The organism is Streptomyces sp. NPDC029044, from assembly GCF_040637495.1.
Lineage (GTDB): Bacteria > Actinomycetota > Actinomycetes > Streptomycetales > Streptomycetaceae > Streptomyces.
Map to the genome: position 1 here is coordinate 1 of NZ_JBEZWN010000016.1, position 21,382 is coordinate 21,382.

16 protein-coding genes are annotated in these 21,382 nt (G+C 70.8%); 11 read left to right on the forward strand and 5 right to left on the reverse strand.

From position 1 onward, the window contains the following. Window positions 1-237 precede the first annotated feature (237 nt). Window positions 238-1,017, reverse strand: a complete 780-nt coding sequence (gene lexA, locus AB0E85_RS15905) for a transcriptional repressor LexA (protein WP_031108030.1) — start codon at window positions 1,015-1,017, stop codon at window positions 238-240. Between the two features lie 621 nt (window positions 1,018-1,638). Here lexA and nrdR point away from each other — a divergent pair. Both nrdR and AB0E85_RS15915 read left to right on the forward strand, forming a co-directional pair. Further along, window positions 1,639-2,199, forward strand: a complete 561-nt coding sequence (nrdR, locus tag AB0E85_RS15910; protein WP_361926835.1) for a transcriptional regulator NrdR — start codon at window positions 1,639-1,641, stop codon at window positions 2,197-2,199. A gap of 160 nt (window positions 2,200-2,359) precedes the next feature. Next, window positions 2,360-5,251 (forward strand): vitamin B12-dependent ribonucleotide reductase, encoded by a 2,892-nt coding sequence (locus AB0E85_RS15915; RefSeq protein WP_361926838.1) that lies wholly within the window; start codon window positions 2,360-2,362, stop codon window positions 5,249-5,251. A gap of 103 nt (window positions 5,252-5,354) precedes the next feature. On the opposite strand, the gene AB0E85_RS15920 is transcribed toward AB0E85_RS15915, so the two are convergent. Continuing rightward, window positions 5,355-5,888: a TerD family protein gene (locus AB0E85_RS15920; protein WP_361926841.1), complete on the reverse strand. Its 534-nt coding sequence runs from the start codon at window positions 5,886-5,888 to the stop codon at window positions 5,355-5,357. A gap of 155 nt (window positions 5,889-6,043) precedes the next feature. On the opposite strand from AB0E85_RS15920, the gene AB0E85_RS15925 reads away from it, so the two are divergent. From AB0E85_RS15925 to AB0E85_RS15935, 3 genes are all read left to right on the forward strand, one after another. Then, a complete protein-coding gene (locus tag AB0E85_RS15925) occupies window positions 6,044-6,649 on the forward strand; it encodes a YdbC family protein (protein WP_361926843.1) in 606 nt (201 codons plus the stop codon). A 205-nt stretch (window positions 6,650-6,854) separates the two neighbouring features. Then, on the forward strand, window positions 6,855-7,514 hold the full coding sequence (locus AB0E85_RS15930) for a histidine phosphatase family protein (RefSeq protein ID WP_361926846.1): 660 nt from the start codon (window positions 6,855-6,857) through the stop codon (window positions 7,512-7,514). 12 nt (window positions 7,515-7,526) lie between these two features. Then, window positions 7,527-8,432 (forward strand): ADP-ribosylglycohydrolase family protein, encoded by a 906-nt coding sequence (locus AB0E85_RS15935; protein WP_361926848.1) that lies wholly within the window; start codon window positions 7,527-7,529, stop codon window positions 8,430-8,432. Window positions 8,433-8,721: 289 nt separating this feature from the next. Here the strand turns inward: AB0E85_RS15935 and AB0E85_RS15940 are convergent, their stop codons facing one another. Beyond that, window positions 8,722-10,269: an MFS transporter gene (locus tag AB0E85_RS15940; RefSeq protein WP_361926851.1), complete on the reverse strand. Its 1,548-nt coding sequence runs from the start codon at window positions 10,267-10,269 to the stop codon at window positions 8,722-8,724. A 188-nt stretch (window positions 10,270-10,457) separates the two neighbouring features. Between AB0E85_RS15940 and AB0E85_RS15945 the strand changes: the two genes are divergently transcribed. The 3 genes from AB0E85_RS15945 to AB0E85_RS15955 all read left to right on the forward strand — a co-directional run bounded on the left by AB0E85_RS15945 (window position 10,458) and on the right by AB0E85_RS15955 (window position 12,616). Continuing rightward, on the forward strand, window positions 10,458-11,078 hold the full coding sequence (locus AB0E85_RS15945; protein WP_361926853.1) for a TetR/AcrR family transcriptional regulator: 621 nt from the start codon (window positions 10,458-10,460) through the stop codon (window positions 11,076-11,078). Window positions 11,079-11,216: 138 nt separating this feature from the next. Continuing rightward, window positions 11,217-11,918: a ribonuclease HII gene (locus tag AB0E85_RS15950; RefSeq protein ID WP_361926855.1), complete on the forward strand. Its 702-nt coding sequence runs from the start codon at window positions 11,217-11,219 to the stop codon at window positions 11,916-11,918. Window positions 11,919-11,986: 68 nt separating this feature from the next. Further along, window positions 11,987-12,616, forward strand: a complete 630-nt coding sequence (locus AB0E85_RS15955) for a hypothetical protein (RefSeq protein ID WP_361926857.1) — start codon at window positions 11,987-11,989, stop codon at window positions 12,614-12,616. 314 nt (window positions 12,617-12,930) lie between these two features. Here AB0E85_RS15955 and AB0E85_RS15960 read toward each other — a convergent pair whose 3' ends face one another. Together AB0E85_RS15960 and AB0E85_RS15965 are read right to left on the reverse strand one after the other, a co-directional pair. Beyond that, on the reverse strand, window positions 12,931-13,542 hold the full coding sequence (locus AB0E85_RS15960) for a hypothetical protein (protein WP_361926860.1): 612 nt from the start codon (window positions 13,540-13,542) through the stop codon (window positions 12,931-12,933). Between the two features lie 311 nt (window positions 13,543-13,853). Continuing rightward, complete coding sequence (locus tag AB0E85_RS15965; RefSeq protein WP_361926862.1) at window positions 13,854-16,019, reverse strand: RecQ family ATP-dependent DNA helicase; 2,166 nt, start codon at window positions 16,017-16,019, stop codon at window positions 13,854-13,856. A 141-nt stretch (window positions 16,020-16,160) separates the two neighbouring features. On the opposite strand from AB0E85_RS15965, the gene AB0E85_RS15970 reads away from it, so the two are divergent. From AB0E85_RS15970 to AB0E85_RS15980, 3 genes are all read left to right on the forward strand, one after another. Next, window positions 16,161-17,840 (forward strand): DUF4192 domain-containing protein, encoded by a 1,680-nt coding sequence (locus tag AB0E85_RS15970; RefSeq protein WP_361926865.1) that lies wholly within the window; start codon window positions 16,161-16,163, stop codon window positions 17,838-17,840. A gap of 622 nt (window positions 17,841-18,462) precedes the next feature. After that, window positions 18,463-20,382 (forward strand): glycogen debranching N-terminal domain-containing protein, encoded by a 1,920-nt coding sequence (locus tag AB0E85_RS15975; protein ID WP_361926867.1) that lies wholly within the window; start codon window positions 18,463-18,465, stop codon window positions 20,380-20,382. Window positions 20,383-20,511: 129 nt separating this feature from the next. Next, window positions 20,512-21,270 carry an NUDIX hydrolase gene (locus AB0E85_RS15980; RefSeq protein WP_361926869.1) on the forward strand — a complete coding sequence of 253 codons (759 nt, stop codon included), beginning with the start codon at window positions 20,512-20,514 and terminating at the stop codon, window positions 21,268-21,270. Window positions 21,271-21,382 lie beyond the last annotated feature (112 nt).

The following is a 21,382-nucleotide window of genomic DNA, read 5'->3' on the forward strand; positions in this document are numbered from 1 at the left end:
GCGCGACTCGTACTGCCGCACCACCGGCATCGAGTTCATGCACATCCAGGACCCCAAGCAGCGCAAGTGGATCCAGGACCGCGTGGAGCGCCCGCCCCCACAACTCACGCCTCTGGCGAAGCCCACCCGGGTCCGACAACCGGCCCCGGACAGCGCAGGGCCCCGGAACCGGCGCAGAGGTCCCGGGGCCCGGTCAGGGGGCGGGCCCGAAGGGCCCACCCGACGCGGTGCGCGGTGTCAGACGCGCCGCAGTACGGCCACCACCTTGCCCAGGATGGTCGCGTCGTCGCCGGGGATCGGCTCGTAGGCCGCGTTGTGCGGCAGGAGCCAGACGTGGCCGTCCTCGCGCTTGAAGCGCTTGACGGTGGCTTCGCCGTCGAGCATCGCGGCCACGATGTCGCCGTTCTCGGCGACTGGCTGGCGGCGCACCGTGACCCAGTCGCCGTCGCAGATCGCGGCCTCGATCATCGAGTCACCGACGACCTTCAGGACGAACAGCTCACCGTCGCCGACGAGCTGGCGGGGGAGAGGGAAGACGTCCTCGACGGATTCCTCGGCGAGGATGGGGCCACCGGCGGCGATCCGGCCGACCAGCGGCACGTACGACGCGGCCGGCTTGCCCGCCGTGTCCGTGGGCTGTACCGAGGCGGCCTGGTCGGAACCGCGCACCTCGTAGGCGCGCGGGCGGTGCGGGTCCCGGCGCAGGAAGCCCTTGCGCTCCAGGGCCATCAGCTGGTGCGCGACGGAGGAGGTGCTGGAGAGGCCGACGGCCTGCCCGATCTCTCGCATCGACGGCGGGTATCCCCGTCGCTGCACGGAGTCCCTGATGACCTCGATCACGCGGCGTTGGCGATCGGTGAGTCCGGAGCTGTCCGCCCGGATGCCCGGAGGTCGGCCCGGCAGGGAGCGCTTGTGCCCCTCAGGGTTCGTGGCTTCGTTCATCGCATGCACCGGCTCCAGTCGGCCCTGGGAGCGGTCCTGGGCAGCGATGGCGGCACTGTCTGCGGTGGTGGTCACGTCGGCCCCTCTCGATGGTCTCCCTGCTGGACAACGGTAGTTGCTTTCGAAAGGTTGCGCCAAACACACGTTCGAGTGAAAAATCGCGAATCACCGGACGCGATCATGTGTCCGGGTGTATTGGCGGCCGCGCCACCTGGCGGGCAAAAGGGCCCATTGCTGTACTCTTCACCGCCGGGGTGATCGCCTCGTGGACTGGTGCCCCAGTCTGCCATCCGGCATACCCCTGCCCTGGGACCAGCCCTCATCTGTGCGGGAGTCCCACGTCCCCTCCCCGCGGCGCCCACGGTATCTCCGCATGTGCCGCGGCGATACGGCTGTGCCTGAACGGATGCGGATGGGTCCCGGACGGAGCCGTCGACGGCTGTGCCTCCGGAGGTCCGCGGGGTCGGTGCGACTCGACCGCCGCACGTCACCTGCGCCTACGCGCGCGACACGCGGCAACGGCCTGGATGTATGAGCCAATCCCCACATCTAGTGGTTGGATTGCGGCAGCAGCCCAGAAGTTGTGGTCCCCCGGGTCTCGAGGCTCATGGTCATCGCCTATGCTTGGGGCTGCTTCGTGGGGCGCAAGACGCCCAGCGAGGCTATTGAGTCTGCTGTGAGGAGGGTTGGGAATTCATGCACTGCCCCTTCTGCAGGCACCCCGACAGCCGTGTCGTCGACAGTCGTACGACCGACGACGGCACGTCGATCCGCAGGCGCCGCCAGTGCCCTGACTGCTCCCGTCGTTTCACGACCGTGGAGACGTGCTCGCTCATGGTGGTGAAGCGGTCCGGAGTCACCGAGCCCTTCAGTCGCACGAAGATCATCAATGGCGTGCGCAAAGCGTGCCAGGGGCGGCCCGTCACCGAGGACGCGCTGGCCCAGCTCGGCCAGCGGGTCGAGGAGGCGGTGCGAGCGACCGGAAGCGCCGAGCTGACCACCCACGACGTGGGGCTGGCCATACTCGGCCCGTTGCAGGAGCTCGACCTCGTCGCCTACCTGCGCTTCGCCTCCGTCTACCGGGCCTTTGATTCTCTGGACGACTTCGAGGCGGCCATCGAGGAGCTCAGGACGCAGACGGGGCACCCCGGCGCGGACGACGGCGACCGCGAGGACACGGCTGCGGGGAGCCAGGAAGACGACCGCGGGTCCGGAGGGGCGGAACAGGTCCCCCAGCCCGCCGGCGCCGCCGACTGACCGGTGGGCCGGACCCGGAAGGCAGCTCCGGGCCCGGCCGGGCGGCGGCGAGAAGACCTGTTGCGGGCGACTGAGTGGCTGCCCGCAACACCAGACAGAACACCGTGCCACGGGAACAACGGGGCACTTCAGGGCGTTTTCGCCCGTACAGGGAGGCGGCATGACAGAGACGGCGAGCGGTCCGGCACGGAGTTCCCGCGCCAAGAGCCCCAAGGCGAGCAAGGGCCTGCGTGTCGAGCGCATCCACACCACCCCTGGGGTCCACCCCTACGACGAGGTGGCCTGGGAGCGTCGTGACGTCGTCATGACCAACTGGCGCGACGGCTCGGTCAACTTCGAGCAGCGCGGCGTCGAGTTCCCCGACTTCTGGTCGGTGAACGCGGTCAACATCGTCACCAGCAAGTACTTCCGCGGTGCCGTGGGCACCCCGCAGCGCGAGACCAGCCTCAAGCAGCTGATCGACCGCATCGTGAAGACGTACCGGAAGGCCGGCGAGGACTACAAGTACTTCGCCTCGCCCGCCGACGCCGAGATCTTCGAGCACGAGCTGGCCTACGCCCTCCTGCACCAGATCTTCAGCTTCAACAGCCCCGTGTGGTTCAACGTGGGCACGCCGCAGCCCCAGCAGGTCTCCGCCTGCTTCATCCTGTCCGTCGACGACTCCATGGAGTCGATCCTCGACTGGTACAAGGAAGAGGGCATGATCTTCAAGGGCGGCTCCGGTGCCGGCCTGAACCTCTCCCGGATCCGCTCCTCCAAGGAGCTGCTGTCCTCCGGCGGCAATGCCTCCGGCCCGGTCTCCTTCATGCGCGGCGCCGACGCCTCCGCAGGAACGATCAAGTCCGGTGGCGCCACCCGCCGCGCCGCCAAGATGGTCGTCCTCGATGTGGACCACCCGGACATCGAGGACTTCATCGAGACCAAGGTCAAGGAAGAGGAAAAGATCCGCGTCCTGCGCGACGCCGGCTACGACATGGACCTGGGCGGCGACGACATCACGTCCGTCCAGTACCAGAACGCCAACAACTCGGTCCGGGTGAACGACGAGTTCATGCAGGCCGTCGAGCAGGGCGGCAAGTTCGGCCTGCGCGGGCGGATGACGGGCGAGGTGATCGAGGAGGTCGACGCCAAGGCGCTCTTCCGCCGGATCGCCGAGGCCGCCTGGGCCTGCGCCGACCCCGGCATCCAGTACGACGGCGTCATCAACAACTGGCACACCTGCCCCGAGTCCGGCCGGATCACCGCGTCGAACCCGTGCAGCGAGTACATGCACCTGGACAACACGTCCTGCAACCTGGCCTCGCTGAACCTGATGAAGTTCCTGAAGGACGACGGCAAGGGCAACCAGTCCTTCGAGGCCGAGCGCTTCCAGAAGGTCGTCGAGCTGGTCATCACCGCGATGGACATCTCGATCTGCTTCGCGGACTTCCCGACGCAGAAGATCGGCGAGAACACGCGGGCGTTCCGCCAGCTCGGCATCGGCTACGCCAACCTCGGCGCCCTGCTGATGGCCACCGGCCACGCCTACGACTCCGACGGCGGCCGCGCCCTCGCCGGTGCCATCACGTCCCTGATGACGGGCACGGCGTACCGGCGCTCCGCCGAACTCGCCTCGGTCGTCGGCCCGTACGACGGCTACGCCCGCAACGCCGACGCCCACAAGCGCGTCATGAAGCAGCACTCGGACGCCAACGACAAGGCCGTCCGCATGGACGACCTGGACACCCCGGTGTGGGCCGCAGCCAGCGAGGCCTGGGGCGACGTGCTCCGCATCGGTGAGAAGAACGGTTTCCGTAACTCGCAGGCGTCCGTGCTCGCGCCGACCGGCACCATCGGCCTGGCGATGTCCTGCGACACCACCGGTGTCGAGCCCGACCTCGCGCTGGTCAAGTTCAAGAAGCTGGTCGGCGGCGGCTCGATGCAGATCGTCAACGGCACCGTGCCGCAGGCCCTGCGCCGCCTGGGCTACCTGGAAGAGCAGATTGAGGCGATCGTCGCCCACATCGCCGATAACGGCAATGTGATCGACGCCCCGGGCCTCAAGCCCGAGCACTACGAGGTGTTCGACTGCGCCATGGGCGAGCGGGCCATCTCCCCGATGGGCCACGTCCGCATGATGGCCGCGATCCAGCCGTGGATCTCCGGTGCCATCTCCAAGACGGTCAACATGCCTGAGTCGGCGACCGTCGAGGAGGTCGAGGAGATCTACTTCGAGGCCTGGAAGCTCGGCGTCAAGGCGCTCGCGATCTACCGCGACAACTGCAAGGTCGGCCAGCCCCTCTCCGCCAAGACCAAGGAGAAGGAGAAGGCGGAGATCACCGAGAAGACCGAGGACACGATCCGCACCGCGGTCGAGAAGGTCGTCGAGTACCGCCCGGTCCGCAAGCGCCTGCCGAAGGGACGTCCCGGCATCACCACGTCCTTCACCGTCGGCGGTGCCGAGGGCTACATGACGGCCAACAGCTACCCGGACGACGGTCTCGGCGAGGTCTTCCTCAAGATGTCCAAGCAGGGCTCGACCCTCGCGGGCATGATGGACGCCTTCTCCATCGCGGTCTCCGTCGGTCTCCAGTACGGCGTGCCGCTGGAGACGTACGTCTCGAAGTTCACCAACATGCGCTTCGAGCCGGCCGGCATGACGGACGACCCGGACGTGCGGATGGCGCAGTCGATCGTCGACTACATCTTCCGCCGCCTGGCGCTGGACTTCCTGCCCTTCGAGACGCGCTCCGCGCTCGGCATCCACTCCGCCGAGGAGCGTCAGCGTCACCTGGAGACCGGTTCGTACGAGCCGTCCGAGGACGAGGTCGACGTCGAGGGCCTGGCCCAGTCGGCGCCGCGCGCCCAGGAGCTGAAGGCCGTCACCGCTCCGAAGGCCGAAGAGGCGGTCAAGCCCGCCCCGCAGCAGGCCCACACCAGTGCCGAACTGGTGGAGATGCAGCTGGGCATCCAGGCCGACGCCCCGCTGTGCTTCTCCTGCGGCACGAAGATGCAGCGCGCCGGTTCCTGCTACATCTGCGAGGGTTGCGGCTCGACCAGCGGTTGCAGCTGACGCTTGGCGACTGAGCTGACGCCTGGCGCCTGAACCGATGACGGCAGGGGCGCCGCCCGCGGGCGGCGCCCCTGCCGTTCTGTCTGCCTCGTCGGTGTCGGGCTCAGGGGCGCTGCGCCGCGCCCATCGTGCTGGTGAAGTCCACGGGATCGCCCTCGAACCCACGCACGCCGGACCGGAAGTCCCACGGGCCGGAGCCCTCCCGGGTGAACTCCGCGACCGTCGCCGCCGTCGCCCCGAGGGCGCCCCCGAAGTCGTCCTCCGTGAGGACGGTGTACCCCTCGCGGATACGCAATCCGGGGTTGCTCACACTGACGAAGGTGCGCTCCGCCGGACGCTGCTGGATGACGACACCGACCACCACGCGCGCGTAGCGGACGTCGAGCCGGTCGAGTTCCAGCGTCATGACTTCGTCGTAGCCGAAGCCCTGGCCGTCCTTGCTGTCCCTGTTGAGGGTGATGGTGCCGTCAGGCGAGCGGCTGTCGAAGTGCACCACGTACGCGGGGTCGCCGTGCGGAGCGTCCGCCAGGTAGGTCGCCGCGACCAGGTCCAGGTCGGTGGACGGCTGCCCCGTCGGACTCGGATCCCACCGCACCGCGATCTCGACCTTGCGAAGCCCCTTGTTGAGCCCGTCCACCAGAGTCCCCTTCCCCGTACCGACCCGTCCGCCGGACCCAACTGCCGGGCCCTCATGACCGTTTGTCCATCCTGCCACGCACGGGGGTGCGCGTGTGGGGGAGTGGTCCACCCGAGAGTGACCGACGCCACGCTCGTGGGCCTTACCATGGCGCGGTGCTGGTCAAGTGGATTCGCTGCACCGTGGTGGACCGCCGCGGTTTCGAGCGGGGGCAGCGGAAGTGGGCGGGGCTTCTGGGGGAGCCGGGATTTCGCGGGCAGGGGGGTGGCTGGAGCCGGGGACGGCCGGACGTGGCGCACATCTTCGCGTTCTGGGAGAGCCGCGCCTTCTACGACTCCTTCATGGCACGGTCGCACGACCGGCTCGCGTCGGCCCAGGTGGGAACGTTCAAGGACGCCCAGGTGAGGCTGTTCGACTATCGCTTCGACGTGAAGACCGGTTTCGAACCGCGCTTCACCGACGCCGACCTGCTCCGGGTGGCGCTCTGCCGTATCCACGAGGAGCGGGCCGAACACTTCGTGCTGATGCAGGAGAAGGTCTGGAACCCGGCGATGGCCGGCTCGCCGGGCATGGTGCGCGGGCTGTTCGGTGAGGCGCCGGGGAACGAATTCCTGGTGCTGTCGATGTGGCGCTCGGCCGCTGAACACGGCAAGTACCGCACCGAACGCGTGGAGCGGCTCGCTCTGAGGGCTCAGACGGAGGCGGACGTGGCGGCGCTCACCGGGGACGTCGTGGACATGGAGCCGAGCTGGACGGTCTGAGCTCGCGCGCAGTCGGGCGCCCCGACGGTGCGGGCGGGTGGCCGCAGAGGTGCGGTGCTGTGTGCAGCCGTACGGCCCGGACGGACCGTTCCGACTCGGACAGGTGTGCGATCAGTGTGACCTGTGGTGCAGGAATGGTGTGACCTACGCTGTATGGGTGCGGCCGGAGTGCTCTGCCGGCCCTCACCCGATCTAGGGTCTTGGCATGGCACGACCACGGCGCATCGTCCTTGTCCGGCACGGCGAGTCGACGGGCAATGTTGATGACTCCGTCTACGAGCGTGAGCCCGACCACGCCCTGGCGCTGACCGAGCGCGGCCGGCGGCAGGCGGAGGCCACGGGCGAGCAGTTGCGCGAGATCTTCGGCGACGAGCACGTCAGCGTGTACGTCTCCCCGTACCGTCGTACGCACGAGACCTTGCGAGCGTTCCACCTCGAACCGGGACTCATACGGGTGCGCGAGGAACCCCGGCTGCGCGAGCAGGACTGGGGCAACTGGCAGGACCGGGACGAGGTCCGCCTTCAGAAGGCCTACCGGGACGCGTACGGCCACTTCTTCTACCGCTTCGCCCAGGGCGAGTCCGGCGCCGATGTCTACGACCGGGTCGGCGGCTTCCTGGAGAGCCTGTTCCGCAGCTTCGAGGACCCCGACCACCCGCCGAACGTCCTCATCGTCACCCACGGCCTGGCCATGCGGCTCTTCTGCATGCGGTGGTTCCACTGGACGGTGTCGGAGTTCGAGTCATTGTCGAACCCCGGGAACGGCGAGGTGCGGATGCTCGTTCTGGGGGACGACGGCAAGTACACCCTCGACCGGCCGTTCGATCGTTGGCGAGATCCCGAGCCGTACGGGATCACCGGATAGAGTGGCAGGGCGATGACCGCTGATTCCTCCCCCGACGTGCGCTTGGACCGCGCCCTGGCCTGCCTGCGCGGACTGTCCGTCGGGGACGCCCTCGGCTCCCAGTACTTCGTGCCGGTGAACTACCCGCTGCTGAAGCGCCGCGAGGTGCCGCCCGGGCCTTGGCAGTGGACGGACGACACGGAGATGGCCGGCTCGGTCGTCGCCGTCCTGGCCGCCCACCAGCGCATCGACCAGGACGCCTTGGCCCGGTCCTTCGCAGAGCACCACGACTTCGACCGGGGCTACGGCCCCGCGGTCAACCGCCTCCTGCGCCTCGTCCGGGAGGGCGGCGACTGGCGGGAACTGGCCGCGGCGCTCTTCAAGGGGCAGGGTTCCTGGGGCAACGGCGCGGCGATGCGGATCGCCCCGCTGGGCGCCTGGTACGCGGACGATCCGGAGCAGGCGACCCATCAGGCGGAGATCTCGGCGTACACCACCCACCAGCACCGCGAGGGCGTCGTCGGGGCCATGGCCGTCGCCGCGGCTGCCGCCTTCGCCGCCGCTCCCAACGGACCGCCCGCCGCCGAAGCCCTCCTCGACGGTGTCATCGACCTGGTCCCCAAGAGCGCCGTCGGCGCGGGGCTTCGCCGGGCCCGGGACATGCTCGACTACGGCGACCCCGGCACGGTCGCGGCCGTACTGGGCTGCGGTCGGCGTACGACCGCCCATGACACGGTGCCCTTCGCGCTCTGGTCGGCCGCGAGAAGTCTCGGCGACTACGAGCAGGCATTCTGGACGACCGCCCAGGTGGGCGGAGATGTCGACACCACGTGCGCCATCGTCGGCGGCGTGGTCGCCGCGGGGAAAGCGGGGACACCGCCCACCGAGTGGGTGGACCGGACGGAGCGGCTTCCGGGCTGGGTGCCCACGTCCGTCTGACGATCAGGGCTCACCGCCCCTTCAGGAACTCTCCGTGCGCATCGGGAACTCTCCGTGACCGGCCGCCCGTTGTGCTGGTATCGGATATCCGCTGCAACAGCGCCCCACCAGCGGACCAGAACGGCGAGCTGCCGGACGGGCATGGGTGATCACGCTGGCACCCATGCTGGTGCGTTCCCTGCTGCTGCCTGGCCATCCGCAGTCGGCGGCGAACCGGCCCGGTGCTCGCCGGCGGGCCTGCATCGTGCCCGCAGACGAACCGCCGGGGCCGGTTCGCGGCGCTCTCGCGTCAGCCGAGCCCCGGTCCGGCCGAGCCGGAGAGTGCCTCCAGGTCGCTCTTGCGGACCCGGATGACCAGCCAAGCCGTGACCAGGGCGAGTACGGCCATCGCGGCGGCCGGGATGAAGGCCGTCGAGATGCCCTGGGCCAGCACCTCGTGCCCCCACGGCGCGGGCAGCTGCTGGGTCCTGGCGAACTCCGCCTTCTCTTCCGCGGACCCGTCGGCCATGAACTGCGGAAGCTGTTTCTCCGCCTCGTCCTTGGTGGCCGTGCCGAAGACCGTCGTCAGGATGGACAGGCCCAGCGATCCGCCCACCTGCTGTGTCGTGTTGAGCAGCCCGGACGCGGCACCCGCCTCGTGCGGAGCGACACCGGAAACGGCGGTGAGCGTGAGCGTGACGAAGTTCAGCCCCATGCCGAAGCCGAACACCAGCATCGGGCCGAGGACCCCGCCGACGTACGTGCTGTCGGAGCTGATGAGCGCCTGCCAGGCCAGTCCGATCATCGCGAGCGCGGAGCCCACGAGCATGAACGGCTTGGGGCCCAGCACCGGCAGGAAGCGCTGCGACAGACCCGCTCCGAGGGCGATCACCACCGTGACGGGCAGGAAGGCCAGCCCGGCCTCGATCGGGCTGTACCCGAGCACGTTCTGCACGAACAGCACGATGTAGAAGAACATGCCGAACATCGCCGCGGCCAGGCTCAGCATGATCACATACGTGCCCGAGCGGTTGCGGTCGGCGAACATCCGCAGCGGGGTGATCGGTTCCTTGGCCCGGGACTCGATGATCGCGAAGGCCAGCAGCAGTACCACAGCGGCGGCGAAGGACCCGATGGTGAGGCTGTCCCGCCAGCCTTCGTCCGCAGAGCGGATGAAGCCGTAGACCAGGGACGCCATGCCCGCCGTCGAGGTCACCGCACCAGCGATGTCGAAGCGGCCGGTGTGACGTTCGGACTCGCTGATGTAGAGCGGGGTGAGCACGGCTATCAGCACGCCGATCGGCACGTTCACGAAGAGCACCCAGCGCCAGTCGAGCCACTCGGTGAGCATGCCGCCCGCGAGCAGGCCGATGGCGCCACCGCCCGCCGAGACCGCGGCGAAGACACCGAAGGCCCGGTTGCGCTCCGGGCCCTCGGGGAACGTGGTGGTGATGAGTGCCAGCGAGGTGGGCGAGGCGATCGCGCCTCCCACGCCCTGCAGGACCCGGGCGGCCAGCAACTGCCAGGGCTCCTGGGCCAGACCGCCGAGCAGCGAGGCGAACGTGAAAAGCAGGATGCCGGTCATGAAGACCCGGCGCCGTCCGAGGATGTCACCGGCGCGGCCGCCGAGGAGCAGCAGGCCGCCGAAGGTGAGGGTGTAGGAGCTGACGACCCAGGTGAGGTCGGTGGTGCTGAACTTGAGCGCGTCTTGAATATGCGGGAGTGCGATGTTCACAATCGTCGCGTCGAGTACCACCATGAGTTGGCAGGCCGCGATGACGGTGAGTGCGATGCCGGGGCGCCCCTCCCGACGTGCCGCACCTGGCTTCTGATCTTGGAGCAATGGAGAGGTTGTCACTATGGGTCCCCCACGAGTGCGTTAGTGAACGCTGGCGTTCACTGCCGCGTCAACGGTAGTGAGTCCCCGACAGTGAACGCAAGCGTTCACTCGCAACGCCGTCGTGCGGCACGTCCCCCTTGTGTGGCCGTCCGACGGTGTCCCCATCCCCGGAATGCCCGCTTCCTCTGCTCGTTGGAGAGAGTCAGATGGTTACCCCCAGCTGGGCGGACGCCCCCGCTCAGACAGTCGCCCGCCGCCGAGGCGCGGTTCTCGAACGCGCCATTCTCGAGGCCGCCCTGGACCAACTCAGCACGGTCGGCTGGAGCGGCTTGACGATGGAGGGTGTCGCTGCCGGCGCCCAGACCGGCAAGGCCGCGGTCTACCGGCGTTGGCCGTCCAAGGAGGACCTTGTCGCCGATGCCCTGCGCGCCGGTCTGCCACAGTTCGACGCCACCCCGGACGAAGGGGGCGTGCGCGAGGATCTCCTGGCGCTGTGTCTGCGAGCTCGTGACGCCATGTTCTCCCGTCCTGGCCATGCACTTCGCTCGGTGATTCACGAGTGCGACACGACGCAGGCCGAACGCTTCCACGGCGTGATCTTCGAGGGCGTCGTGGAGCCGACCATGAGGATGTTGCGGGAGGTCGTCGAGCGGGGGATCGAGCGTGGTGAGGTGCGCCCCGAGGCTGCGAACTCTTATGTCTTCGACGCCGTGCCGGCGATGATGATGTACCGCTCGAAAATGTGCGGCTGTGAATGGGAGGATCGTGAAGTCGAGGAGATGATCGACCAGTTGATGGTTCCGCTGCTGCGGCCGCACAGCTCCTGAGGCTGTGGCCGGGGGGCTTCGCGCCGCGGCGGGACGATGCCCGACGCCCCGGTCTGCCGATGCCGGGCCGGGTTGTTCGCGGGCCGCGGCGGACTGGGGTGTCGCGGGCGGTTCCGGGCGGCGTAATCTAGGGGCGCCATGCCGTACGAACCGCCTACTCACACCGTCGAGCGCTCCCTTCGAGCCACGACCGGAGCGAAGATCGTTGCAGGTATCGACGAGGTGGGGCGCGGTGCGTGGGCCGGTCCCGTCACCGTCTGCGCGGCGATCACCGGACTGCGCCGTCCCCCCGAAGGGCTCACGGACTCGAAGCTGCTCACCATCAAGCGACGTACCGTCCTCGCCGAGGAACTGCGGACCTGGGTGACGTCGTACGCACTCGGGCATGCCTCCCCCGAGGAGATAGACGCCATGGGGATGACGGCCGCGCTGCGGCTCGCGGCGGGGCGTGCACTGGACGCACTGCCGGTCCGTCCCGACGCGGTCATCCTCGACGGCAAGCACGACTACCTCGGTGCGCCCTGGCGGGTCCGTACGGTGATCAAGGGCGACCAGTCCTGCGTGGCGGTCGCCGCGGCCTCGGTGATCGCCAAGGTCCAGCGCGACAAAATGATGGCCGAACTGGGTATCGACCATGCAGACTTCGGTTTTGCGGACAACGCCGGGTATCCATCACCCGTGCACAAGGCCGCACTGGCGGAGCGGGGCCCCACCCCCTACCACCGGTTGTCGTGGGCGTATCTTGATGCGCTGCCCCAGTGGCGGCACCTCAAGAAGGTCCGCAACTGGGCGGACGGAAGTGTTCCGGAGATCGAGGGTCAGCTCGGCTTCGATTTCTGACGGTTTCGTTCGCACACATGCGCCACCCGCCGACGCGGGCCGTACCAACGTTTGATAAATATCAACTCATGCCTCTCATTCCCGAGGAGCCTCAGATTCACGAGAGTGCCCAGGGTCCCCGCGCCACGCCGGCCAGCGGCCGCACCGCGCCGACCCCCCGTCCCGTACCCGGCCCCCGTCCCGCGGCTCCGTCGCGTCCCGGTCGCCCCGGCCCTCTCCGGCCGGCGCCGCCGATGCAACGTACGCCGCGCGACGTGGCCGCCAAGCCCGCTCCGTCGGGTCCCGCCGCCGGTGCCGCCGCTCCGGTCACGCCGCAGATCCAGCTGATTCCGGCTTCCGTGGAGGGGGCGCTCGACGCCGCCGAGGAAGCTGTGGACCTGCTGCTGGACTCCGGTCGTGCCCCCGGCGACGTGCTGGTGATCACGACCGGGGAGCAGCACCCGTGGGCCGCCCACGAGCTGTCCTTCGGTGAAACCTCCTACTGGGCCCAGCACGACGCCGGTGACGACGTCTTCTACACGGATGTGACCATCGCGGCCCGTGCCGCGTCGCGTCCGGTGGTCGTGGTCGCCGTCAACGGCGGTCCCGAGGACGCAGCCGCGAGTGCCCTGTCCACGGCTCACTCCCGAGCCGGCGCCCTGCTGATCGTCTGCGGTGACCCGCAGCGGATCAACTCGGTGCTGGGCGCGGGCGTTTGAGGCGATGCCGCGGCGCCCGGTAGGGCGCTGGGGGTGACTACGGACGCCGCTGCGGCGGCGCCGCACGGCGGGCTGTTCATCGTGCCCGGAGGGCGGGAGACCGCGCTCGCGTGAGGCCCGGCGGTCGGGGGAGCGGATCCGCTGCCGCGGCAGACCGCCGTGCGGACGGTTCGGCCAGGGCAAGGTTCGGGTGCTGTTCAGGCTGCCCGCCCAGCCGTTGTCGTGTGCCGTGCGAGCCGTCGTCGTGTGCCGTGCGAGGGGCCGCGGCCGACCGGCCGACCGCCCGGATGGCCAGGGAACAGTCCGCCCGGGACTCAGCGTGCCGCCGCTGCGCGGCGCAGTACCTCGGAGGCGCCGCCGGTGCGCGGTATGGGTGGCGGTGCCTCCGACGTGGCGAACGGCTCCGGTGCCGAGGCCGAGTGGGGGCGGCGTCCGCCGCGGCCCTCGCCCAGGACCTGCCAGCCGTCGCGGGTCAGCGTGATGTACGCCCCGCAGCGCAGACCGTGCAGGGTGCACGCGTCGCGCAGCCCCCACATCCACGCGCCGTCCTCCTCCGTCCAACGGGCGTCGCCCTCACGGCAGTAGAGCAGCACCGCGGTGCGCACCGGCGTGCGGCGGCGCAGGTCGTGCGGGATGACCCGGCGCAACTGCGCGAGGAGCGTGTTGCGGAACATCCAGCCGTCGGCCGGGGCCGGACGGCGCACGAACGAGGCGCTCGCCCGCAGCCGCTCGTCCGGGTCGAGCACGGCGACGACAGCGGTCGCGGGCTGCGGGTGGTGACGGGCGTGCAGTCCGCTGACGATCTCACGAGGGTTGCGCAGGAGTGGGATCCCGGCGGCGGCCCATTCCGCGGGTTCGAGCAAGCGGTTGGCGGAAGCAGCGGACGTCGACGCCGCTGCCGAGGCCGGAGCGAATCCGAAGGTCACGGTCCTCCCTTCGGCTACGCGCCCACACTGCGGGCGGGGTCGGATTCCTGGGAGCGCGCACCGCAGCGAGGCCCTACCGGAGCGGCCGGCGAGCCGTGCGGGAGCAGACCTCAATTCTTCCTGTCGAACTTGAATGCGGCAACGAGCAATTGAGGCAGCCGACCGTTATCAGATGATGCGCCGCTAATATCCCCACCGTCTGTGTCGACGGACCACCCATGGGGCGTTCGAGCACGACACGTTCGTACGTCATCGGGGTGGGCGGCGTCCAGAGGCGTGCGCCGGGCAGCCGCCCCGGCCCGGTGTCGCCGTCAGCCCTGCACGGCCAGCACCAGGGGCAACACCCCCTGCGCGCCGGAGCGTCGGAGCATGCGCGCCGCGACTGCGAGGGTCCAGCCGGTCTCCGTGTAGTCGTCCACGAGGAGGACCGGGCCCGGTGCCTCGGCAAGAGCGGCGGCGAGGGCGGGCGGCACGGCCAGGGCACCGTCCAGTGCCTTCAGCCGCTGGGCGCTGTTGCTCCGGGAGCCCGAGTGCGCGTCGCCGGTGTACTCGACGGCGCCCAGCAGCGGCAGCCGTCCGATCTCGGCGATGCGCGCCCCGAGCGAGCCGATCAGCTGCGGTCGCGTGCGTGAGGCGACGGTGACGACGCCTGCGGGGCGAGGCCCGGCCTCCGGGGCGCCGGGGGCCCAGCCGCCTGGGCCCCGGGCCCAGGCGGCCAGTACGTCCACCACGGCCTTCGCCACGTCGTCGGGCACGGGCCCGTCGGGAGCCTGGGGCGCGAGCATGGGCCGCAGCCGGTTCCCCCACCCGATGTCCGACAGCCGTCCCAGCGCGCGTCCGGACGCGGCCTGTTCGCCGGCCGGGATGCGGCCCTTGAGGTCCACACCGATCGCCGGCAATCCGGTGGGCCACATGCGTCGGGGCTCCACTTCGACACCTGCCCGGCCGAGGTCCACGCGCGCGGCGTCGAGCGCCTCCTCGGACGTGTCGGCGGTGAAGCGCGGACCGGCGCAGTTGTCGCAACGACCGCACGGTCTGGCGGCCTCGTCGTCCAGCTGGCGCTGAAGGAACTCCATACGGCAGTCGGTTGTCGACGCGTACGCGCGCATGGCCTGCTGCTCGGTGTCGCGCTGACGAGCCACCCACGCGTATCGCTCGGCGTCGTACGTCCACGGCTGCCCGGTCGCCATCCAGCCGCCCTTGACGCGCTTGACCGCCCCGTCGACGTCGAGGACCTTGAGCATGGTCTCCAGGCGGGAGCGGCGCAGCTCCACCAGGGGTTCCAGGGCGGGCAGGGACAGGGGCTTCCCGGCGTGCGCCAGGATGTCGAGCGTGCGGCGCACCAGGTCTTCCGAGGGGAAGGCGAGCGAGGCGAAGTACTTCCAGATCGCCTCGTCCTCCTGGCCCGGGAGCAGGAGCACCTCGGCGTGCTTCACGCCTCGTCCCGCGCGGCCCACCTGCTGGTAGTAGGCGATGGGGGAGGAGGGCGAACCCATGTGCACCACGAAGCCCAGGTCGGGTTTGTCGAAGCCCATGCCGAGCGCTGACGTGGCGACCAGCGCCTTCACCTTGTTGCCGAGCAGGTCCTCCTCGGCCTGCTGGCGGTCGGCGTTCTCCGTCTTGCCCGTGTACGACGCGACCGTGTGCCCCCGCTGTCGCAGGAAGGCGGTGACCTCCTCGGCGGCGGCCACGGTGAGGGTGTAGATGATTCCGGACCCCGGCAGTTCGTCGAGGTGCCCGGCCAGCCAGGCCATACGGTGCGCGGCATCCGGCAGCCGCAGGACACTCAGGCTCAGGCTGTCCCGGTCCAGCGGCCCCCGGAGCACGAGGGCGTCCGAGCTGCCGCCGGTGCCGAGTTGTTCCGCGACGTCGGCCGTCACGCGCGCGTTGGCCGTGGCGGTGGTCGCGAGCACCGGAACGCCCGGTGGGAGATCGGCGAGCATGGTGCGCAGCCGGCGGTAGTCCGGCCGGAAGTCGTGGCCCCAGTCCGAGATGCAATGCGCCTCGTCCACCACCAGCAGACCGGTGGCTGCCGCGAGCCGGGGGAGGACCTGGTCCCGGAAGTCCGGGTTGTTGAGCCGTTCGGGACTCACCAGCAGGACGTCCACCTCGCCCGCGGTGATCTCGCCCTGAACGGCTTCCCACTCCTCGGTGTTGGAGGAGTTGATGGTCCGGGCGTGGATACCGGCCCGAGCCGCCGCCTCGACCTGGTTCCGCATGAGCGCGAGCAGCGGGGACACGATCACGGTCGGGCCGCTGCCCCGGGCCCGCAGCAGCGAGGTCGCCACGAAGTAGACCGCGGACTTGCCCCAGCCCGTGCGCTGGATGACCAGGGCCCGGCGTCTGTCGGCGACCAGCGCCTCGATCGCACGCCACTGGTCCTCGCGCAGCCGGGCTTCCCCCGAGACGTCTCCGACGAGACGGGCCAGGACCGTGTCGGCCGCCGCCCGGAGTTCCGCGTTGCTCGTGTGCTCCATGCGTTCCATACAACAGGACTGCACTGACATCCGTGGCGGCGCACCGAGAGCTGTGGATGCGCCGGCCTGGGATGACGTGTTCCTGATCGAACTTATCCACAGGGTCAAGCGGAGGTTTGCGTTCCGCGAGATCGTCTTCGCATGACGAACCACAGCGAAACGACCGGATCCCCCGAGAACGGCGACATCACCGGGCCCGAAGGGCCGGGCGGGCGGCAGAACGGTGAACAGGAGGGGAAGGCGAGCGACGCGTCCCGGCCGCACGCCTCCAGCCCCGCGTACGACAGTCACGGGAGCGAGCACCAGGTCACCTTGCGCACCCCGGCCGAACTGGCCGACGCTCTGCCGTACCTGCTCGGATACCGCCCCGAGGACAGCATCGTCCTGGTCGCTCTGCACGACAGCGACGGACGCGGGCGGTTCGGAGGCCGGGCCCGTCTCGGTATCCCCGCGAACGCCGACGACTGGCCCTCCGCAGCACGGCAACTGTCCCACGGCCTGGTGACGGGCAGCGAGCGCCGAGGGGCACGGCCCGAGTCGATGGTGGCCTTCCTGTGCCAGGAACCGGAGAAGGGCCAGACCGGCCGGCAGGTGATGGAGCGGCTGAGGCCACTGGCCCAGAGGCTGCGCGTCGAGTGCGGTTCCCTCGACGTGGTGGTGGTCGAGGCGTTGTGCATCTCGGAGGGCCGGTACTGGTCGTACTGCTGTGACAACGCGACGTGCTGCTCCCCCGAGGGAGCCGCCATGGGCCTGCCCGGCACGTCCGTGCTGGCCGCTGCGGCCACCTACGCCGGAATCCAGGTGCGCGGCACACTGCGGGAGCTCCGGGCCCGGCTGCTGCCCTGGGAGAACGCCGCGGCCCTTGAGCAGGAGGCCGCCCTGGACACCGCCAGCATGGCGCTGGTGCCGAAAATCCTCGACGACACGGGCCGTGCCGCGGTGGCCGACGAGACGCTGGAACTGGCCCGGAGGGCTCTGCGCCGATTCGCCGAGGCACCGCCCGTGACCGGCATGCTCCTGGAGGATCTCCGCGACGACGAACTGCTCGGTCCCGACGAGGCCGCCCGGCTGATCCTCGGCCTCCAGGACCGGGCGACCCGCGACCGCGCGGCCGAGTGGATGGAGGGCGACGAAGCCGGACACGCCCTCCGCCTCTGGCGGGCACTGGCTCGGCGCTGCGTCGGACCCTACGGGGAGCACGCCGCTGCACCGCTCACCCTCGCCGGGTGGGTCGCCTGGTCCACCGGCGATGAGCTGGAGGCCCGCGAAGCCCTCGCCATGGCCCTGGGCGCCGATCCCGACTATCTCTTCGCCCGGCTTCTGCACCAGGCCTGCAACGAAGGTCTCGACCCGGAGTCGATCCGCAGCTGCCTGCGAGCGGAGCGGAAAGGCCGTGGATCCGCGGTGGCCGATCTCTTGGCGACAGGCGCGGACGGTGACGAGTCCGACGAACGCGAGACGACCGTGGCACGCGATGTAGAGCCCCACGACGAGACCTCACCGGCAGCGATGCCGTCGCGCCGTCGTCGCCGCTCTCTCCCCGCCGATACCAACGGCTCAGTCTCGGACAGCGCCGGCGTGGATGACCGTGACACGGGCGCCCGGGCTCCCCGGAGGCGTCCGTCCTCGGGCACAACACACCCCGCCGGTGGCACCGAAACCGGTCCTCACCCCGGCCGTGCGACCAGGGCGGGTACCGCGCGACCGGGAGGCGTGCGGACCAGCGGCACGCGTGCGCGTACGTCGAAGAAGGCAGCCCTGCGAGGCCGTGACACGGGCCAGGAAGGTCCACGGCCCGTCCACGGCGAGGACGAGAAGTGAGCTCTCGCCGGGAGCGTTCGAGGTGCTTGGGGCCGGGGCCGGGGCGTGACTCGGAGGACGGTCCCGGCGTTCACCTGAGTGGCGGAACGGCCGGACGGGCCATGACGCCGCACCGCCCCTGCCCCGCCGGACCCCTCCGGCACCGGCGCCGAACCGAGCGAGGCGCACCGAGCGCAGAGGAAGCCACCCCATGCAACAGCCGACTCCGCCCTCCGCCGCCGACGACCGCCGCCCCCAGGGCGGCCCGCCACCACCGCTCGGGCCGGATCTCGGCCCGCCGGGGGCCGGGGCGCCGCGGGCGGGGGACCAGGTCGTGCCTCCGCGGCCGGCGACCCGTCTCGACGGATACGGGCCTCGGTTCCCCGGCAGCACGTCATATCCCTCCGCACCCACCGGACCCGACTCGCGCCCGCCCTCGTCGCCGGGCCCGGGCCGATCGTCTCCCCGGTGGGCGGGCCAGAACCGGCGCCCGGGTGCGGGGACTGGACATGGCTCAGTCCCACCGCCTTTCGCCCAGGGACGGACTCCCTCACCCGGAAGGCTCTCGTCCGCGGCCCCGCCCCGGGGAGCCACGATCCCCGGACTGCGCTGGTCGGCCGACCTGCCCGCCGCCCACACCGCGATGATCTGTGTCGCCCTTCCCGGCCTCGCCATCTCGACCGAGTCAGGGCAGTTGACCGGCCGCGGCCTGGAGGGGTTCTACCGGGCCGGCCGGCGCGTGCTCTCCCGGTGCGAGATCCGCGTCGCCGGACGAGAACCCCTCGCGGTACAGGCGCGGATGGCCTCGGCCGACCGCGCCAGATTCGTGGGCACTCTCCGCACATCACCCCAGGCCGGCCCGGACCCGGACGTGATCGTGGAACGCAACCGCTTCGCGGACGGCACGGAGCGGATCACCCTGCACAGTGCGGCTTCCCGCCCCCTGCGACTGCCGGTCGAGATCGTCCTGGGCACGGACCTCGCCGATCTCGGGGCGATCGTCTCCGGGAGGGCAGGGCCCGCACTCCCCGCCAGTGTCCACGGCTCCGGCCTGCGCTGGTCCTGCCCGACCGGCAACGCGTCCGTCACCGCCGAACCGCCCCCCGCGGACGCCCTGGCCTCGACCGGGCTGCTGCGGTGGGAGCTCGACCTGCCGCCCGGCGGCAGCAGAACCGTGGAACTGCGGGTGCGGCCGGACGGCGCAGGGCCCCTCCGAGCCGTGGGACGAGCGGCGACCAGCCCGCTGGCCGCTGCGCACGCGGAGGGCGACGACCTGAGAGTCCCCGCCCTCCTGCGGACGAGCATCGAGGACCTCCAGGCCCTCCTCCTGCGTGACTCGGCGAACCCCGCCGACACCCACCTCGCGGCCGGAGCGCCCTGGCGCTGCGGCCTGGCGCCCGCTGACGCGCTCGTCGCCGCCCGGATGGCCCTGCCGCTCGGCACCGGCCTCGCCGCGGGAACGCTGAGGATCCTCGCCCGGACCCAACTCCCCGGCCCCGGAGCACAGTCCGGAATGATCCCAGGCCCCCGACGGGACGCCGGACCGCACCTACAGCCGCAGTGCACAGGAACAGAGGCCACGCTGCTCTTCCCCGCCCTGCTCGCCGAGGCCCGCCGCTGGGGCCTCCCCGACCAGGAGACGGAAGAGTTGCTGCCCTCCGCCGAACGCTGCCTGGCCTGGCTGCGGGCCGCCGTGGGCGACGGCCCGTACCTGCGCGACGCGAGCGAAGGCGGGTCCGTCCGCTGCGAGACACAGGCCCACGCCCACCGTTCCGCGGTGCTCGGCGCGGACCTCCTCGACGCCTGCGGCAGGGAAGGGGGAACGGCACTCCGGCAGTGGGCCGAAACCCTGCGGACCGCGTTCCGGGAGGACTTCTGGGTCGAGGACCGCGGGGGCGGCCGGCCCGCGGCAGCCCGCAGACCGGACGGCAGCCTGATGCCCCACTTGGGCGCGGCCGCCGTGCACCTCCTCGACACCGGTCTGCTGGGCGGGGGCGAGCCGGCACCAGGGCTGCTCGACAAGGTCCGGACCGAGCACCTCGCCCGGTTGCTCGGCAGCCCGGTCATGGACTCGGGGTGGGGCTTGCGCGGACTGGGCGCGAGGGAACCGGGATTCAATCCGTTCGGCCACCGCGCGGGAGCCGTACGGATCCAGGAGACGGCAATCGCCGTAGCGGGACTGGCCGCGGCCGGCTACGAGAAGGAAGCGAGCTCACTCCTGCGCGGCGTCCTCGTGGCTGCCGAGACCTTCTCCTACCGGCTGCCCGAGATGTACGCGGGTGAGCAGCGCACGGAAGGTGGTGCTCCGCTCCCGCATCCGGCAGCGTGCCGCCCGGCAGCCACAGCGGCGGCTGCCGGAGTCCTGCTGCTGACCACCCTCGTCGGTATCCGCCCCGATGCCCCGGCCGGGACGGTCACCCTGCGTCCCGTGCGCAGTGCGCCCCTCGGGGAGATCGGCTTCACGGGACTGCGCGTGGCGGGCGCCCCGTTCTCCGTCCGGGTCAGCCGACTGGGGCTCGCCATGGTCGAGGAGGCGGCCGATCAACTGCAACTGGGGGTGTGACGTGCGACGACGTGGCATTCGAGGGCCGTAGGGCAGGCGGTGCGGTCCCTGCCGGACCCAAGCGGATCAGTCAGCGACGGGACCGGCGAAGGGAGTGTTTATCGTCAGGCAGACGACTATGATCGCCGCATGCCCTACGACCCGTCAGCGTTTCCTCCCTTCGCCGTCACTGTGGACCTGGTCGTGCTGACCGTGCGCCGCCATGCGCTGTGTGCGCTGGCGGTACGGAGGGGCGAACCGCCGTTCCAGGGGCGTTGGGCGCTGCCCGGCGGTTTCGTACGGGCCGATGAGGACCTGGCGCAGGCCGCAGAGCGCGAGCTGGCCGAGGAGACGGGACTGCGCGTCCACGACCCGTCCGTCCCGGCGCAGGACAACGGTGCACATCTGGAGCAGCTCGCCACCTACGGAGATCCCAAGCGGGACCCCCGGATGCGGGTCGTCAGCGTCGCGCATCTCGCGCTCGCCCCCGACCTGCCCGCGCCCAGAGCGGGCGGGGACGCCAGCAACGCGCGGTGGGCCCCGGTCGAGGAACTGTTGCAGCAGGGCGGCTACGGGCGTGACACCGAGCCGGTCGCGCCGCTCGCCTTCGACCACGCTCTGATCCTCGCGGACGGAGTGGAGCGAGCCCGCTCCAAGATCGAGTACTCGTCGCTGGCCACCGCCTTCTGCCCGCCCGAGTTCACCGTCGGGGAACTGCGCCGTGTCTACGAGGCGGTGTGGGGCGTGGCGCTCGACCCGCGCAACTTCCACCGCAAGGTCACGGGCACACCCGGATTCCTCGTTCCCACTGGTGGGACGACCACCCGCCAGGGCGGACGCCCGGCCCAGCTCTTCCGAGCCGGGGGCGCGACGCTGCTCAACCCCCCGATGCTGCGCCCCGAGGTGTGAGCGGCGGGCCGGGCGCGTGCGGAGCCGGCCCGGAACTCGACCCGTCCGCAGCCCGGTCATGGTGAGGGTCATGCCTGAGGCAGGCTTGCGGTGCCCGAAAAACCGGACATAG

Coding starts and splice junctions, on each gene's coding strand:
- nrdR (WP_361926835.1), top strand. CDS start 1,639: ATGCACTGCCCCTTCTGCAGGCACCCCGACAGCCGTGTCGTCGACAGT.
- AB0E85_RS15915 (WP_361926838.1), top strand. CDS start 2,360: ATGACAGAGACGGCGAGCGGTCCGGCACGGAGTTCCCGCGCCAAGAGC.
- AB0E85_RS15930 (WP_361926846.1), top strand. CDS start 6,855: ATGGCACGACCACGGCGCATCGTCCTTGTCCGGCACGGCGAGTCGACG.
- AB0E85_RS15935 (WP_361926848.1), top strand. CDS start 7,527: ATGACCGCTGATTCCTCCCCCGACGTGCGCTTGGACCGCGCCCTGGCC.
- AB0E85_RS15945 (WP_361926853.1), top strand. CDS start 10,458: ATGGTTACCCCCAGCTGGGCGGACGCCCCCGCTCAGACAGTCGCCCGC.
- AB0E85_RS15950 (WP_361926855.1), top strand. CDS start 11,217: ATGCCGTACGAACCGCCTACTCACACCGTCGAGCGCTCCCTTCGAGCC.
- AB0E85_RS15955 (WP_361926857.1), top strand. CDS start 11,987: ATGCCTCTCATTCCCGAGGAGCCTCAGATTCACGAGAGTGCCCAGGGT.
- AB0E85_RS15965 (WP_361926862.1), bottom strand. CDS start 16,019: ATGGAGCACACGAGCAACGCGGAACTCCGGGCGGCGGCCGACACGGTC.
- AB0E85_RS15970 (WP_361926865.1), top strand. CDS start 16,161: ATGACGAACCACAGCGAAACGACCGGATCCCCCGAGAACGGCGACATC.
- AB0E85_RS15975 (WP_361926867.1), top strand. CDS start 18,463: ATGATCTGTGTCGCCCTTCCCGGCCTCGCCATCTCGACCGAGTCAGGG.
- AB0E85_RS15980 (WP_361926869.1), top strand. CDS start 20,512: ATGCCCTACGACCCGTCAGCGTTTCCTCCCTTCGCCGTCACTGTGGAC.